This is a genomic window from uncultured Desulfosarcina sp. (genome assembly GCF_963664155.2).
GTDB lineage: Bacteria > Desulfobacterota > Desulfobacteria > Desulfobacterales > Desulfosarcinaceae > Desulfosarcina.
The window spans coordinates 1343119-1359248 of sequence record NZ_CAXXXH010000001.1; the positions used below are offsets into that span (position 1 = coordinate 1343119).

Consider the following 16130-nt stretch of genomic DNA (forward strand, 5'->3'; position numbering starts at 1 on the left):
GGTTCCGATTATACCTGCCTATCGGAGCCCGTAGGACTGCTTAAATGTCTATTCGGTCGGCCTTGCGATTTCGCCCGTTTCCGTAACGACATGGTCGACCATGGCCAGGTCTATGAAATCATGTGAGAAAGTCTTCATATGAAAGGTGAAGTCCGCTTCGGTTTTATCTTGTTCTTCATTGTAAATATGCTGATCCGGCAGGGATTGATGCGCAAATTTGATCGATTCGACGAACAGATAGACCGGCACGTGATACCAGTGGCACAGGCTGACCACATTGGCCGTGCCGACACCCGTAACCGCCTGATGGTCCGGTGTTACGGAAACCGCGCCAATAAACAGCTTGGCGGCGGATTTCAGATAATGGCTTAGATTATATTCGGGAATCAGGAGGTGATCGACCCGATGGCGCTCCAGGTCATTGACCAATTCCTTGGTCCGGAAAAAATCCTGTTTCAACGCCAGCACCTGGAATGTGCGCTTCAATTCCGTATGGGCACGAACCAGGGCATTGCGAATATAGGCCGTAATTGAGTGGACGATGATCAGATCGTCCGGTGCGATGCAGTTCATGCAGTGCACGGTGACCTGGCCGGTTGCGCTTTCAAATTGTTGGAGTTTCTGGGTCAGGATGTCGGCCGCCCGCTTTTTAGCCGCCTCGAGCGAGAGGCCGCCAAGAGATGCCATCTCGGCCTCGAACGCTTCGATCAGATGCACCAGGGGGATTACCTTGGGCTCGGTGTTTTTGATTATTGCGTTGAGCCCTTCCAGCATGGGCCTGAAATCGGCAACGGCGCAATCGAGTCTTCCGACGGCATCGATGTAGGACTTGAGCGCCACAACCGTGGTTCTGGAGGTGCCCAGGGCATCCATGTAGGCCCGGATCAAATTATACAGGGTCTGATTGGCTGGCGCTTTCATATGAAAATCCATAGATAGCCCATCAGAACGAGGGAACAGATCGAAAGAGAGAGAATCGCGCCGGGAGCGCTGTGGCGCAGGTATTCGCCGAAAGAGATTTCATGGCCGTACTTTTTAAGCAGGCCCGCGGAAATTATATTGGCCGAGGCGCCGATCATCGTCAGGTTGCCGCCCAGGCAGGCACCCAGAGACAGCGCCCACCATAAGATGTGATGGGGGACGGCATGGGCGGTGAGCATCATCTGAACGATGGGGATCATGGTGATGGTAAAGGGGATGTTGTCGATAAACCCCGAAACGATCCCCGACACCCACAGCACCATCAGGGTCATGACATAGGGATTGCTGCCGGCCTGCAGGAAAATGTTGCGGGCCAGCCATTCGATGACACCCTGTTGCTCCATGGCCCCCACCAGGATGAACAGGCCCGCAAAAAACAACAGGGTGCTCCATTCGATCTCCAGCAGGACATGCTCGATCTCCATTCGCGTGATGACGAACAGGATCATGGCGACCGTCAACGCCACCACCCCCGGCGACAGGCCGGTGACTGTCTGGGTGACAAACAGCAGCAGGGCCACCCCCAGGCAGATAAGGCTTTTGAGCAGGAAGTTCCTGTCGATCTTGACGGTCAGAAAATCGAACTCGATTTTTTCGATCAGCAGTTGGACGGAGAAAAGTTTGGTCAGATCCCCATTGATGGATTTGAAGCTGTCCCGGTTGGAAGCCCAGAAATAGGCGATGACGCCGATGGTGGAGAGCACCACCGGGATGAACAGATAGCCGGCGAATTGATTGAATGTCAGCCCCACTTTGGAACCGATGATGATATTGGGCGGATCACCCACCAGGGTGGCCGTTCCACCCAGGTTGGAGGCCATGGCCAAGGCCACCACATAAATTTTGGGATCCAGGCCCATGCCGCGGGTCAGTTCGATGATGATGGGGACCATGATCAACACGGTGGTGACATTGTCCAGGAAGGCCGAGATTATCGCGGTGACGGCGCAAAAGAGAATCAGAATCCGCAGGGGCTGTCCACCGGTAAGCGTGGCAATTCGGACGGTGATCATGGCGAAGAAGCCGGTCTTTTTAAGCACGGCGACGATCCCCATCATGCCGATCAGAAGCATGATGGTTTCATAGTCGATAAAGCCTGCCGCCGCATGTTCGTCGATCACCCCCAGGATCAACAGGGCCATCACCCCCAGCAGGGCAGCTATCGCCTTGTTCAGCCATTCAAATGCGATGAGCACATAGACGGCTGCAAAGACGATGATTGCGATTAACGCATCCGGACCCATAGGCGCTCCGAGTATGGAGACAGGGCAGTGATGTTTTCAGCAGCGTAAGTGGCCAGCCCTCGGCTGGTGATTGAAAATAGGCTTCACCGGTTCAGTTGTAATCCAAACGCGTCGCGTCATCCGCCATGGTGGGTGCCAGAATTGGCTTCCATGAGGAATCCTCCCACGACCCCAGGCGCGTGTGCATGTCGAGATACTTCTTCGGAATCGGATGCGTTCCAACCACGACTTTCACGTCATAGCGTTTTTCGAGGAAGTCTTTAAATGTATGTATGTATGGACAAGGAGGATAGCCAACGACCAGACCGGTCGCCAGGTGAATAACCTGCACACCATTTTTCAGCATTTCTTCGCCGGCATATTCAATATTGCCGCCCGGACACCCGTCACATGAAGTGTATCCGACCAATTCCACCTCAGTGGCGGTGTAAATGCTGAACGCACCTTCCCTGTTTTTCAACGCCCGCAGACATTTTCCGCCGGCACAACGGCGGTAGCGATCACATATGATAATACCTATTTTGGTTGTTCCGCTCATGTTCGCTCCTATTCCATGGGTTTGTTTGTCGCTTCGTGCCGCAGCCGGCAGCCTTTTGAATATCGGGTGAAAAAGAAGGGATTGTTTGAGGGTTACCCATTTTTCGGATTGCGGTCAAGATTTTTCGAGCATAAATTCGTTGACGATAGAAACCACGATCCCCTATTCATCCCTCAAATCGGTCATCCAAAAATCTTTATCGGAGAAATCTACGCAGAACAATTAGCCAATTTTTTATCTTGACGCTGGACCGCCCATGCTGTGATAAAATCCGATCTAACGCACCAAGGGTAAGTGAAGGTCTGTCCGTCGTGTCCTTCCCGCGTTACGCCGGAAACAATTGTCTCAAGGAACAGGAGGTCTTATCCATGAAACAGGAGAATTTCAGAGAGAAAAGCTACTGGCTGGCCACGCGGGACTATCGTCCGGGGAACCCTTTGGAAATGGATCTTGACGTAGATGTAGCCATCGTGGGTGGCGGATTCACCGGGCTGTCTGCTGCCTACCATCTGAAAAAGGCGGAGCCCGGTTTGCGGGTGGCCATCATGGAGAGCCAGGTGGTGGGCTTCGGGGCCAGCGGACGCAACGGGGGTTTCAACATGACCCTGTTCGGCCTCACCCTGGGGGTCACGGCGATCCGGTTCGGCAAAGCAAAGGCCAGAGCGTCCCACCACTATATGGAAAAGGCCGTGGACCTGCTGCAGGACCTGGTGGCGGAACTGAACCTGGACTGCGACTATGAGCACCCGGGCTTTCTGCGCGTGGCCACCACCCGAACTTACCGGCGGCGAATCCTTGAAGAGATCGAACTGGCCCACCGGCTGGGGCTGGAAGGCATCCACTGGTTGGAAAAAGACCAGCTCGACCGGCAGGTGAAAAGCGACATGTACCTGGGCGCCTGGTGGGAACCCCGCTGCGGCATCCTCAACCCGGCCAAACTGGCCTGGAGCTGGCGGGATGTGCTGGAGCCCATGGGGGTGCAGATCTATGAGAACACCCCGGTGACCGAAATAGGTCAAGGCGGCGGCAAGGTGATTATCCACACCCCGGCAGGTCGCGTCCGGGCAGAGAAAGCGGTGCTGGCAACCAATGCCTGGTCACACTTCTTCCCCCGGCTGCGGCGGAAGCAGATTCCGGTGTGGACCCATATCGTGCTCACCGAACCCCTGTCCGAAACCCATTTCAAAAAGATCGGCTGGCGCAACCGCCAGGGGATCGAAGACGCCCGCAACCTGGTGCACTACTATCGGTTGACGGCCGACAACCGCCTGCTCATGGGCGGCCGGGACGTCTCCCTCACCAGGGGATTCGACATGGATAAAGACCGCAACGAGGCCACCTTCGAGGGGTTGAGAAAGGATGTACGGGAACTGTTCCCCGCGCTTAAAGACATCCGGTTCACCCACCAGTGGGGCGGCCCGGTTTCCGTTCCCCTGGATATGGCCCCGGCGCTGGGGTACGCGGGCGACCGGAATATAGTCTACAGCCTGGGCTGCGTGGGCCACGGGGTGAGCCTCACCCACCTCAACGGCAAGACCATCAGCCACCTGGTCCTGGAGAAACAAAGCGACCTCACCGATGTGTTTTTCGTCAACCGGCGCACCATCCCCTGGCCCCAGGGCCTGTTGCAGGATGCGGCCATCAAGGCTATTTTAGGGGCGATGCACTGGGATGACCGGCGGGCGGAGGGCACAAGACCGTGAACCCGACCGAAAACATCGACGCCGGGGAAATCGCCCGTTTTTCGGCCATGGCCGACATCTGGTGGGATCGCCGCGGCGAATTCAAGGCCCTGCACGACATCAACCCGGTACGCCTGGCCTATGTGCGCGACCGGACCGAGCTGGCGGCAAGGCAGGTAGTGGATGTGGGCTGCGGCGGCGGACTGCTGTCCGAAGCACTGGCCTCGCACGGGGCGCGGGTGACCGGCATCGACATGGCCGACGCATCCCTGGCTGTGGCCCGGACGCACATGAAGGACAGCGGCCTGGCGATCGACTACCGGAAGATTATGGCCGAAGCACTGGCCGACGAACGCCCGGGAGGATACGACGTGGTGGTCTGCATGGAACTGCTCGAACACGTGCCCCGGCCGGCATCCATACTCGAGGCCTGCGCCCGCCTGGTAAAGCCCGGCGGGGATCTCTTTTTCGCCACGGTGAACCGAACCTGGCTGTCATGGCTGCTGGTGATCGTTGCCGCCGAGCGTGTGATGGGCATCGTCAGAAAAGGCACCCACGAATACCGGAAGCTGGTGAAACCCGAAGAATTGATGCAATGGGGAGCACGGGCCGGACTGAGCGTACAGAATCTGTCCGGCCTGCGATATATTCCCTTTGGCGGCTACGCGGCCCTTTGCCGCAGCACGCGCATGAATTATCTGATGCACTTCAGAAAGGAAACCCATGGCCCTCTGGGACAATCCACGATGGTTTGACGAGAAAAGGCGGCAGCAGCAGCTTGACGATCACATCCGCGCCACCGGCAGAGCCCGGTTCGGCATCCGCGAGTTTGAGGAGGAGAAGAAAGTGGAGGCGGTGCGCATCCACTTCAACCGGGTGGCCCCCAAATACGATTTCATGAACTCGCTGCTCAGCTTCGGCATTCAGCATGCCTGGAAACGGTCCGCCGTGCGCATGCTCGGCGTCCGGCGGGGTCACAAGGTGCTGGATGTGTGCGGTGGCACCGGAGACCTGGCCATCCTGGCGGCCCGACGCACGGGCCCGGCAGGCCAGGTGGTAATCTACGACATCAACTTCGCCATGATCCAGGCCGGCCGCCACAAGATCGACCCCTTCCCCGCACTCGCCCACATCGGCTACATCCAGGGAGACGCCGAACGCATCACCTTTCCCGACAACACCTTTGACTGCGCCATGGTGGGCTTCGGCATCCGCAACCTCACCCACCTGAAACAGGGATTCTCCGAGATGGTCCGGGTACTCAAACCCGGCGGACGCTTCCTCTGCCTGGAATTCTCGCAGCCCACCAATCCCGTGTTCCGCAGCCTCTATGATTTCTACTCGTTCAATATCATGCCGGCCCTGGGCCAGTTGCTGGCGGGCTCGGCCGAATCTTACGCCTGTCTGCCCGAGACGATCCGCATGTTTCCCCTGCCCGACGAGCTGGCGCACATGCTGGCGGACGTCGGGCTGGGCGACGTGCGCTGGAAAGCGATGACCAACGGGATCAGTGTGGCGCATGTGGGAATCAAGCGTTAAGTAGAATGGGCTTCAAGATGCCATCGATCAACTTAAAAAAAGAGAAGACGGACCAACACCACCGCAAACACACTTAAAGGAAAATGACTGGCCTTGTTGAAAAGATTCATGGCCTGGCTGCGGTCGTTGGCGTTGACCAGCCTGAGAACCGGCAACAGCAGCAGCCAGACGCCTAAACCTGCCAGCGCCAGCAGGTGGAGGGTACCGAAAGCCAGCGGTGAGACCCACACCAGCAGGAAAGTCAAGAAGAAAGCGGCCACCAGACAGGCCATGGCCAGCATGCCGGCCCTTGCCGGTCCAAGCTTCACGGGGATGGTCCTGGCCTTGAAGCGGCGGTCCTCTTCGATGTCGGTCCAGTCGTTGGGAATATTCTGTCCGCCGATCTCCCAGAAAAAGATCCACGCAAACAGGACGATGAGAAAAATGATCGACGGCTGCGGGGTGACGGCATAAACCGCAGCCACTGCCCCCAGTGATTTGACGATGCCGTTGATCAGTGCCCGAAAAGGCGTCACGCGCCATAACAGGCAGTAGGTCGCCTCCAGCAGTCCGCCGGCCAGAAAAATGGCAAAGCACACCGGATTGAGCAGCCATGCCCCGATCATGGCCACCAGCGCCCATCCTCCGGCCCACAGCACGCCCTCGGGAAGGGTCAGCACTCCCTTGGCCAGCGGATGCCGAACCAGCACACCGTCCAGGTAATCCTCCCCGTCCCCGTAACCGCCCGCACTGACCTTCTCCCTGTCCGAACGGTAGTCCACTATATCGTTGAGGGCATATACGGCGGTGTATCCGGCAAAAACGGTGACCAGCCCCAGCAGGGTGGTAAAGAACGGGGGAAAATGGCCCAGGCACAGCAGCGCGGCCAACGCCGGCGTGGCGATGTCGATAATCCCGTGGGGGGTGCGGGACAGGGCCAGAAACAGCTTCAGTCGTGGATGGGTCAAGATGGCATCAAAGGTCATAGGCGTCGCAATGCAGGTTCGAATGGGTTGATGCAAAATCGGACTGCCGGCAGTTCGGATTTCCGGATCGGTGCAACTTGTCAGAATCGCGGTAATTTGTCAATTTCAAGCCGAAGCAAACCTGTTTTTTATTGTCTGAAAACGGGGGGGCATCCCTTCTGTTATGCGGTTTTATTTTTAGTTCTGCATCTGTATCTGATACTGGGGAAGTGATAGAGGGGGTGTTTCATCTGCCGTGAAAGCGGGCGCAGGAAACGAAGAGGAAACCGACGTGATCAGGAACCTGTCACTTTATGCCGCTACGGTATTGATCTGGGGATCGACCTGGCTGGGGATCAAATTCCAATTGGGCGAAGTGGATCCGCTGATATCCGTGATCTACCGGTTCTGCCTGGCCACGGTCCTGTTGATCCTCTGGTGCTTCCTGAAGGGGCTGAACATGCGATTTACCACCCGCGACCACCTGTTCATCGCCCTCCAGGGCGCCTGCCTGTTTGCGGTCAACTACTGGTTGTTCTACCTCGCCGAAGTGCACCTGACCAGCGGCATCGTGGCGGTGATGTTCTCCACCATCGTCTTCTGGAACATTCTCAACGGTCGCATCTTTCTGAAAACCCCCGTGCGGGCGACCGTGATCTGCGGTGCGGGCCTGGGAATCGTGGGTATCGGCCTGGTATTCTGGCCCGAACTGTCCGGCTTCAGCCTGGCCGACGACGGATTCAAGGGGTTCTTACTGAGCATGGCCGCCACCCTTCTGGCCTCCTTCGGCAACATCCTCTCCGCCCGCAACCAGCGGCACGGCCTGCCCGTGGTCCAGACCAACGCCTACGGTATGGCCTACGCGACGCTGCTCATGCTGGCGCTGGCCCTGATCGCGGAAAAACCCTTCACCTTCGATCCGACCGCGCCCTATATCGTCTCCCTGCTTTACCTGGCCCTGTTCGGCTCCGTCATCGCCTTCGGCTGCTACCTGACGCTGGTGGGCAAAATCGGTGCGGACCGGGCGTCCTACGCCACCTTGCTGTTTCCGATTATCGCCCTGATCATCTCCACCGCAGTCGAGGGTTATCGATGGTCGCTGCCCGCCGTGGCGGGTGTTGTCGTCATCCTTGCCGGCAATGCCCTGGCCTTGTTCAATCGGGAGATTCCGACAGCTGTGAACATTAAACCCGCTGGTCGGCTGAAAGCCGCCCTCCCACATGGAACATCTTCTCCAGATGCCTTGAAAACAAGGATACGCTGAAGGTCATAACAAAATAGAGAATGGCCACGGCCACATATATTTCAAAAGGCCTGAAAGTTCTGGAATAGACCATCTGACCGGAGCGGGTCAGTTCGTTGATGGCCAGCACGGATACCAGGGAGGTTTCCTTGAGTTGAGCCGAAAAGGCATTCATCAGGGGCGGGATCGCCACCCGCATGGCTTGGGGAAGGATGACATGAATCATGGTCTGAACCGGGGAGAACCCCAAAGACAGGGCCGCTTCTCCCTGCCCCTTTTCCACGCTGTACAGGGACCCCCGGATAATTTCGGAAATATACGCCCCGCCGCACAGGCCGATGCCCACATAAGCCGCCATGAAATTGTCCATGGTGATGCCGGTGGCCGGCAGGGCATAGTAAATGAAGAAAAGCTGGATCAGCAGCGGCGTTCCCCTGAAAACCTCAACATAGGGAGTGAAGATCCACCTGAGAAACCCGGGACGCGAACGGGCGATGCCGACCACCATGCCGATGGCAAGGGCAATGACAAAGGAGACCGCCGTGATCTTGATGGTGATCATGGCACCGGTCCACAGCTCACGATGATTGTTCAGGATGATGGATAGTTGGAAATCGTTCATGGGAAAACCGCCTGGAGCTCAGGGATGGGTCCTTAAAGAAAGTATTGAGCAATCATGAAACAGAACAACTGTTCGTCAGGTTTCCGCGTCTTGCCAGGCGGGCGCCTCAACCCTGAAGAGCGCGGAACTGATTATTGCGCCAACCTTCAATCCAGACTGATCCAGGTATCGTAGATTTTCTTGTAGGTACCGTCGGCATTCAGTTTAGCCATGGCGCCGTTTATTTTGGCGGTAAGCGCATCGGCGTTCTTGGGCAGGGCCATGACGATTTCCGTTGAATGGAGCGGTTCACCCACGATTTTGAAGGAAGGGTCTTTCTTGAACTGAACGACGGCATAGGCCAGGCCGCAGACCAACGCATCGATGCGTTTGAATTTAAGATCCAGGAACGCTTCGGTGGTGTAGTTGTACTTCTTGATGCTCCTGAATCGGTCGGCCATGCCGTCAACCACTTCTTCGCTGCTGGTGGCGAATTGGGCACCCACCGTTTTGCCTGAAAGGTCGGTCACCGATGATATTTTCGTCTCGTCCTTGTGGACCACGATCACTTCGGTCAGATCGAAATACACATCGCTGAAATTGACGTTCTGCTCCCTTGCGGTATTCTTGCCCATGCAGGTGATGAGCACGTCGTAGTCGCCCTTTTTCATGCCGGCGATCAAACCCTGCCACTCACCGTCCTTATAAACCACCTTGACCCCGAGTTCCCGTCCGATGGCGTTTCCCAAGTCTACGTCAAATCCCTCGAACTGGCCGTTTTCTTTTTTGCTTTCAAAGGGCGGGTACTGGGCGCAGAAGCCCACCACCAGCTCTTTTTTAGCGCTCACGGCCTCCCATGAGGTATCATCGGCCAGCAGTTCGGATGCCATGACCACCACGGCGAGGGTCGACGCCATCCATACCATCCACATGCGTTTTGCGGTCCACTCCATTGGGTTAATCTCCTTTTGATTGGGTTATTAATTTTCCGGGGTGATTCTCATCCACGGCCATAAAGGTTGTCCCGATATTCCGTTCGGCCAGCATCTGCCTTGCCACTTCCATGAAGACGCCCGTGCCCTCTGCTGAGCGCAAACCGCCGATCTGGTTTTCTACCGGCCCCATGGCGCCGATGACACCTCCGGCCAGCCCCAACGGTACCCGGTGGATCCCACAGTTGGGACTGCCGTCTGCCCCCACCACACCGATAATATCGCATCCTGAATCACGATAAGCCGCCAACTGGTCCATGACCGGAGTGAGAATGTGGCGGCAATGGCGCCTGAAACGGGGATGGTCGTATTGTTCGCGGCTCATGCCCCATCGGTTGACGCCCAGGTACGACGATTCCGGACAGGGCAGCTGAACGATTCCCACCCCCTGTTCGATATATGACCCGAGTGCATCGAGCAGAACGCCCGGGTAAAGCGCCAAAGGCCTGACCTTCGCATTGGCGTTGAGCAGGCAATGGCTCACCACGATGATTCGATGGCTTCTTTTCAATGATACCTCCTTGAGGGATTAACAACGACGTCCGCAGTCCCCGACGGAGCCGGTTAAAAATAGACAGCATTCATCGATGGATGGGGGATAAACGGTTCAGGTCACCTGCACCCGCCCGCATCTTAGGTTCGTCGATCGCGGCTTAGTTCCTGAGCATGACCCAACTGGCCGGCACTGATCGGTTCCACTCAGGTAAATGGAAGGCAATAGGGGTTCATGGATTTTCCGGAGAAAGAGAAATAAGAGGTGAGAAAACATGTAACCGCTGAACAGTCAAACTGAAAATATCTATGGGCGGCAGGGGGAGGATAGGGAATAATAATGATGGGAAGCAGTTTCCGGTTAAACGCGGGCTTATCGGCAAGGAAGCGCATGGCACCTTCCCGGCCGACGTTAGTCTTCAGTCATCCGTTTTAAGTACTTATCCGTAAATAAAACCCGCTTTTCGGTAAGCGCCGATGCCCCCGGACGGCTTTCCGCCCCAGGTCATGTCCACCTCCCATGTGGGACGGGAGGTCATGTCACGCATCCGCGAACGCCTTCCGGAGTTCGAATACCGCCGCGCAGCCGGCAATCCGATGAGCCCGGTATTCTGCACGTTCAATCGACGGCATCAGGGCCAGGTATTCCCCGAAATATGGCGGGAAGGGTGTCAATCGTTACGATTGATCGTGAAGGAAAGGTCAGCCGCATCCGAAGACCGTCGGATGGTGGACGAGCGCATGCCTGTTTCGGCATACAAATCATCCGATTCCATGAACCCGGATTCATTGCGATTAAAAAAGAAAGCGTTGTCCCCGAACGCCGGTTCCAGTTCATCAAACCAGCAGGCGTTTTCATCATATTCAGCGAAAAACGGTTTTTTCACCCATTCGGAAGACCTGCCCTGGATAAAAGACATGGACAGGTACTTTTCGCCGTTTATTTCAGGAATCCCATCAATTTTAATCTTTCCATGAATGGCTGACATGCTCGGTCCTCGGACTGTTCTGGCAAGGCCACTGACATGACTGAATGCATCTCTGAATATGTCATACGCCTTGACCAGAGGGATAGAAAAGAATTTGTGTGCGCCGGTATTTCTGGGGATAAACATATAATAGGGAACAATACCAAGGTTCACCTGGTCGACCCACATTTTTTCCCAGACAGCGGAAACGGCATTGATATGATTTAAAACAGGTGACTGCGATCTGATCACGGCACCGGTCTGTCTGATGCGTTTCACGGCCTCACGAAACGCGCTGGTGGACATCTCCTTGTAGTGATTAATATGCGCCATGATGGAAAGATGGATTCCCGAATCGGTTACCTTCCTGAAAAGTTCCAGTATTTTTTCTGAATCCTTGTCTGTCAGGTACCGGTAAGGCCAGAAAGAAAGCGATTTTGTCCCTATTCTGATCGTTTTTAGATTGGAAAAACCAGAATTCAGCAACGCATCGATATAGATCTCCAGCCGGCTTGCATTCATAATCATGGGATCACCACCCGAAAAAAGAACATCGGTGACTTCAGGATGGCGCCTAAGATATTCAGCGGATAATTCCGCCTGTTTCAAAGCCATTTTATGGTCACTCATTCCGGTAAACTGGGGCCACCTGAAGCAGAACGTACAATAAGCATGGCATGTCTGGCCCTGTGCCGGAAATACAAGCATGGTTTCCTGGTACTTGTGCTGGATGCCGTTCACCTTGACGCCATCCAGTTCAGGGATATTACACTCAAGTTGACCGGCCGGATGTGGATTAAGTCCAAGCCTGATTCCCTGAACAGCCCGGTTGATGACGGAACGGTTCGCACCGGATTTCAAAAGACCGGAGATCCGGTTAAAATGCTTCCGGGCCATCAACCTTTTCTGAGGGAAATTAATTGTGTACATCGGATCATTTTCATGGTTATCCCAATCAATAAGTTCATCAACCACATAATTGTTCGTTTTAAATGGCAGCACCCTGCCAACGACATCCATGTCGGAGATGGCGGTATCGCCAAGGCGTTTTAATTGCGGAATCGTATGAACATTTTTGAGTGTAAACGGTTTGTATTTCATAAAATTATAAGTTCCTCCCCTTCCTTTGTTCTCGGTCGTCCGGCAGTTATTGTGACCCTTCTCGCTAAGGGTATACCGTTGTCCGGGTTGAGCTCTCACCCAAGGTACACGATCTGCCGTCCATCCAATGAACAGCTCTGAAACCACGATATCCTAACGGTTCGCCAAGGTCTTTGAGCAGCAAACACCATCGATTGTTTAGTTTTTCGCGCTATGGTCTGGACCCTGAAAGGTGCCTGTTGGCTTGGCAGGCGATTCTGCAGGGGGCATAAGAGGAATTCCCGGAAGCAGGTGAAAAAAGGACAGCCATCCAGTCTTACGGATTACCTCGCTGTATGAATATATCCGCCTTCCACTTCGTTTTTCATGGCTTCCCATACTATAATTACTTCTTCACGCCACTCGTCCATGAAAGAGTCATTATAGATCCTTTTCAGTTAATGAAGATATACGTTACCGATTTTCTGCCAAGCGGGATTCCTTTCATATCCAGATTCACCGGAGGGTTAATCCATCCCGAGCTGTCGCCTCCTTTAAAAATCTTCAAACGGTCCGCAGGGATTGACGAAGGATCGGGAAACATCATCCGATCCGAATCCCTGCACAATGAATCCGAATGATATTTGATCGACAACCCACGCAACCATTCAACGGGTCGCAATGATTTCATTCTCTATTGAACATTTTCAACGTTACAAACTGGGGGGTATGATTTCGGCAGATCGCCTTTTCCTTCAGAAAGGAACCGTCCCGAAGTTGAAAAAACTTGATTGAATAAATATACCCTATTCTTTTTTTCGGGAAAAAGCAATATAAATATTTGTTTTTTTTGATAAAAATAAATTTAACGGACTTTTACCACCACGATATCGGACAGTTGCGTTAACAATGCAGGAGATGTCAATATGGAAAATGGATGCATATTTAACATCATCTGCAGGCTGCCCGGACGGTAGTCTGGCGCACATATATAATGCTGGTGGTGGATAGCCTTGGGAAAATAGTTTTTCGATCTATAGCCGTTGAATTTAATCAGGAGGAAATGTCGGCAAGCTCGAAAAATCGGAAGGGGTGAAGCCCTGTCCGGGAAAGGAATGGGTGGCGTTTACAGGCAATATTACCGCTAACTGCCGGTGACTCTTTCAAAAGCCTCCTGCTTGGTTTTACAGTCGATGCAATAGCTGGTGACCGGCCTGGCTTTCAGACGGGCAATCGAAATGGGTTCCTCGCACCCTTCACAGATGCCATAGGTCCCTTCATCAATCGCCTGGAGGCTCTTTTTGATCTTAGCGATCAACCGGCTCTCCCTGCCTCGAATGCGCAGCTGGTTGTTGCGGGCCTCCTCCTCAGTGGCCCTGTCCAGTGGGTCGGCCTCATTGGTGTAAACCGAACCGATCAGTTCTCCAACGGCAATTCCGGCCTTGGCCAGCAATTCATCAAGCTCGTTCTGCAACAAATTCTGAAAATAGTCGAGGTCTTTCTTATTCATCAATTCATCCTGACGGAATGCGTTTGCATCAATGTAAAACACCGCTCAAGCCCATGCATCGGTGATCGTTTGGGGCAGAAAATAACATCAAAAGCAAAAGAATCAAGAGGTAAACCAAAAACTAACACCATCCGATCAATCGCATCGATGGCGAACGCAGCCGGTTGGTTGTGCTCCGCTGAACCCGGTTAGGGGTTGCGCCGGATGGTCGACATCCATTAAGATTGGGATATCAGCAACCGATCAGGATTGGAAATGAACGGTCCTTACGGAAAAACGACCCCATCCTTTTGGCCAGAAAAGGGTGTTTTCCCCCAAACCCCGCAATGGCGGGAATCGAACTGCGCGTTGACCCGCCTGTTGGCAATCCATCGCCGAACGCTGGGAAGGGCGATAGCGGTGGCCCTGGAAATACGGCGTGACATAGACGAACTGACGCCATTGATGGCGGCGCTGTGCCGTCGGACCTGCCGCTTTTGCCCGGAACCCTGCTGCATCGGCAATACCGTATGGATCGATTTCCGGGATCTGCTGTTTCTCCATCTGCTCGAAGAACCCATACCGCCCTGTCAGGCGACATCGGATCCCGACGATCCCTGCCCGTTTCTAAGCCACCACGGATGCCGCCTGCCACCGCGAATCCGACCTTGGATGTGCACCCAGTATGTCTGCCCGACCCAGCGGGCCGTTCTCAAGAAAAGGGGTCGGCCGACAGCGGCATCCCTGCTTGGCAAAATTGAACGGATCGAAAAAAACCGTGTCAGGATGGAAGCGGAAGTGACCCGCCGGGTCACACGGCGGATGCGAACATCTCCCTCATCTTCTCCTGCAACTTCCGGGTAACGGCCATGCGGTCGTGACCGTTATTCAGCCGCCATCCCAGCAATTTTCCATCCTCGGTTTCAAGAAGCATATATGGAGCATTTTCTGACATTCATGGCCGCCTCCTGAAGGGCTTCCGCAAAGGTGGGGTGGCCATGGATAGTGCGGGAAATGTCTTCCGAACTGGCGCCGAACTCCAGGGCCAGCACGCACTCGGCAATCATGTCCGCTGCCCGGGGACCGATGATGTGGACGCCCAGGACCCGGTCGGTCTTTCCGTGGGAAATGAGCTTGACAAACCCGTCGGTTTCGCCCATGCAGCGCGCCCGCCCCGCGCCGGAAAAGGGAAAACTGCCCACGCAGTAAGGGATCTCCCTCTCACGCACCTGCTCTTCGGTGAGACCCACGCTGGCCACCTCGGGCCATGTGTAGACCACCGCAGGGATAGTGTCGTAGTTCACTTCGCCGGCCCGTCCGGCCATGCATTCCACGGCGGCGGTGCCTTCGGCGGACGCCTTGTGGGCCAACATGGGACCGGGTACCAGATCGCCGATGGCGTAAATGCCGTCTACGCTGGTGCGGTAGGTTTCGTCCACGAGAATCTGGCCGGTTTGCGGATCGGTGTCGATACCCAGCGCCTCGATGCCCAGGCCGTGGGTGAGGGGCCGCCGGCCGATAGACACCAGCAGCCGGTCGAAGCTCATCTCTTCGGTCTTTCCCCCGCTTTCCAGCACGGCCTTGACCTTTTTACCGGCCACCGTCGCTTCGGCCACCTTGGTGTTGAGCCGGAATTCCAGGCCCTGCCGCTTGAGGATACGGTCCAGGGTCCGCCCCACCTGGCCGTCCAGGGTGGTAGCGATCTTGGGCAGCATCTCGATGACGGTGACCGTGGAACCGAGGCGGCTCCACACCGACCCCAGTTCCAGGCCGATGTAACCGCCGCCGACGATACCCAGGTGTTTGGGCACGGTGGCAAAGGAGAGCGCTTCGGTGGAACTGACGATATGCCTGCCGTCGAACTCCAGGCCCTTGACTTCAATGGGTTCGGAACCGGTGGCCAGCAGGATGTTCTTGGCCGACAGGAGGGTCGTTTTCCTTTTTCCCATATCCACCTCGACCGTTCCCGGCGACGGCACCGAAGCCGACCCGTGGATGATCTCGATATCGTTGCCTTCCAGCAGTTTGCGTACGTTTTCGGTAAGCTCCTCCACCACCTTGTCCTTGCGGGCCAGCATCGCCGGCAGATCGAGGGAGACTTTTCCCGTCTTGATGCCATATTCGGCGAAACGGTCTTTGGCCAGGTGATAGTACTCGGAAGAATCCAGCAGGGCCTTGCTGGGGATGCATCCCACGTTGAGGCAGACGCCTCCCAGTCGGGACGCTTTTTCAACCACGGCGGTTTTCATCCCAAGCTGGGCCGCACGAACGGCAGCCACGTATCCCCCGGGTCCGGAACCGATGATCACCAGGTCGAACTGTGCTTGCTGTGCCATC

At 55.4% G+C, this 16130-nt stretch carries 15 protein-coding genes; 5 read left to right on the forward strand and 10 right to left on the reverse strand.

Going from position 1 to position 16130, the window contains the following annotated elements:
- Positions 1–48: 48 nt before the first annotated feature.
- The 3 genes from ACHZBS_RS05970 to ACHZBS_RS05980 form a co-directional block, all read right to left on the reverse strand.
- Positions 49–921, reverse strand: coding sequence for a hypothetical protein (locus ACHZBS_RS05970; protein WP_319405610.1), 873 nt, complete (start codon positions 919–921; stop codon positions 49–51).
- Complete coding sequence (locus ACHZBS_RS05975) at positions 918–2225, reverse strand: ArsB/NhaD family transporter (protein ID WP_319405611.1); 1308 nt, start codon at positions 2223–2225, stop codon at positions 918–920. The genes ACHZBS_RS05970 and ACHZBS_RS05975 overlap by 4 nt, the downstream gene beginning before the upstream one ends.
- 91 nt (positions 2226–2316) lie before the next feature.
- Complete coding sequence (locus ACHZBS_RS05980) at positions 2317–2763, reverse strand: CGGC domain-containing protein (protein ID WP_319405612.1); 447 nt, start codon at positions 2761–2763, stop codon at positions 2317–2319.
- A 368-nt stretch (positions 2764–3131) separates the two neighbouring features.
- Here ACHZBS_RS05980 and ACHZBS_RS05985 point away from each other — a divergent pair, with 368 nt between their 5' ends.
- The 3 genes from ACHZBS_RS05985 to ubiE are packed head-to-tail and all read left to right on the forward strand — an operon-like array spanning position 3132 to position 5984.
- Complete coding sequence (locus ACHZBS_RS05985; protein ID WP_319405613.1) at positions 3132–4466, forward strand: FAD-dependent oxidoreductase; 1335 nt, start codon at positions 3132–3134, stop codon at positions 4464–4466.
- Positions 4463–5200, forward strand: coding sequence for a bifunctional 2-polyprenyl-6-hydroxyphenol methylase/3-demethylubiquinol 3-O-methyltransferase UbiG (ubiG, locus tag ACHZBS_RS05990; RefSeq protein ID WP_319405614.1), 738 nt, complete (start codon positions 4463–4465; stop codon positions 5198–5200). The genes ACHZBS_RS05985 and ubiG overlap by 4 nt, the downstream gene beginning before the upstream one ends.
- Positions 5169–5984: a bifunctional demethylmenaquinone methyltransferase/2-methoxy-6-polyprenyl-1,4-benzoquinol methylase UbiE gene (gene ubiE, locus ACHZBS_RS05995; protein ID WP_319405615.1), complete on the forward strand. Its 816-nt coding sequence runs from the start codon at positions 5169–5171 to the stop codon at positions 5982–5984. The genes ubiG and ubiE overlap by 32 nt, the downstream gene beginning before the upstream one ends.
- A 32-nt stretch (positions 5985–6016) precedes the next feature.
- On the opposite strand, the gene ACHZBS_RS06000 is transcribed toward ubiE, so the two are convergent.
- A complete protein-coding gene (locus tag ACHZBS_RS06000; protein ID WP_319405616.1) occupies positions 6017–6931 on the reverse strand; it encodes a UbiA family prenyltransferase in 915 nt (304 codons plus the stop codon).
- A 253-nt stretch (positions 6932–7184) separates the two neighbouring features.
- Between ACHZBS_RS06000 and ACHZBS_RS06005 the strand changes: the two genes are divergently transcribed.
- Positions 7185–8192, forward strand: a complete 1008-nt coding sequence (locus tag ACHZBS_RS06005; RefSeq protein WP_319405617.1) for a DMT family transporter — start codon at positions 7185–7187, stop codon at positions 8190–8192.
- Here ACHZBS_RS06005 and ACHZBS_RS06010 read toward each other — a convergent pair.
- The 5 genes from ACHZBS_RS06010 to dksA all read right to left on the reverse strand — a co-directional run bounded on the left by ACHZBS_RS06010 (position 8113) and on the right by dksA (position 13814).
- Positions 8113–8793, reverse strand: a complete 681-nt coding sequence (locus ACHZBS_RS06010) for an amino acid ABC transporter permease (RefSeq protein ID WP_319405618.1) — start codon at positions 8791–8793, stop codon at positions 8113–8115. The genes ACHZBS_RS06005 and ACHZBS_RS06010 overlap by 80 nt on opposite strands.
- Positions 8794–8939: 146 nt before the next feature.
- The gene (locus ACHZBS_RS06015; protein WP_319405619.1) at positions 8940–9725 is read right to left on the reverse strand and encodes an ABC transporter substrate-binding protein; all 786 of its coding nucleotides are present in this window, start codon (positions 9723–9725) and stop codon (positions 8940–8942) included.
- 4 nt (positions 9726–9729) lie between these two features.
- Positions 9730–10275, reverse strand: a complete 546-nt coding sequence (locus ACHZBS_RS06020) for a CD3072 family TudS-related putative desulfidase (RefSeq protein ID WP_319405620.1) — start codon at positions 10273–10275, stop codon at positions 9730–9732.
- Between the two features lie 652 nt (positions 10276–10927).
- Positions 10928–12472 carry a lysine 2,3-aminomutase gene (locus ACHZBS_RS06025; RefSeq protein ID WP_319405621.1) on the reverse strand — a complete coding sequence of 515 codons (1545 nt, stop codon included), beginning with the start codon at positions 12470–12472 and terminating at the stop codon, positions 10928–10930.
- Positions 12473–13448: 976 nt separating this feature from the next.
- On the reverse strand, positions 13449–13814 hold the full coding sequence (gene dksA, locus ACHZBS_RS06030) for an RNA polymerase-binding protein DksA (RefSeq protein WP_319405622.1): 366 nt from the start codon (positions 13812–13814) through the stop codon (positions 13449–13451).
- 255 nt (positions 13815–14069) lie between these two features.
- Here dksA and ACHZBS_RS06035 point away from each other — a divergent pair, with 255 nt between their 5' ends.
- Positions 14070–14657, forward strand: a complete 588-nt coding sequence (locus ACHZBS_RS06035) for a hypothetical protein (RefSeq protein ID WP_319405623.1) — start codon at positions 14070–14072, stop codon at positions 14655–14657.
- 59 nt (positions 14658–14716) lie between these two features.
- On the opposite strand, the gene lpdA is transcribed toward ACHZBS_RS06035, so the two are convergent.
- On the reverse strand, positions 14717–16129 hold the full coding sequence (lpdA, locus tag ACHZBS_RS06040; protein WP_319405624.1) for a dihydrolipoyl dehydrogenase: 1413 nt from the start codon (positions 16127–16129) through the stop codon (positions 14717–14719).
- Between the last annotated feature and the right edge of the window lies 1 nt (position 16130).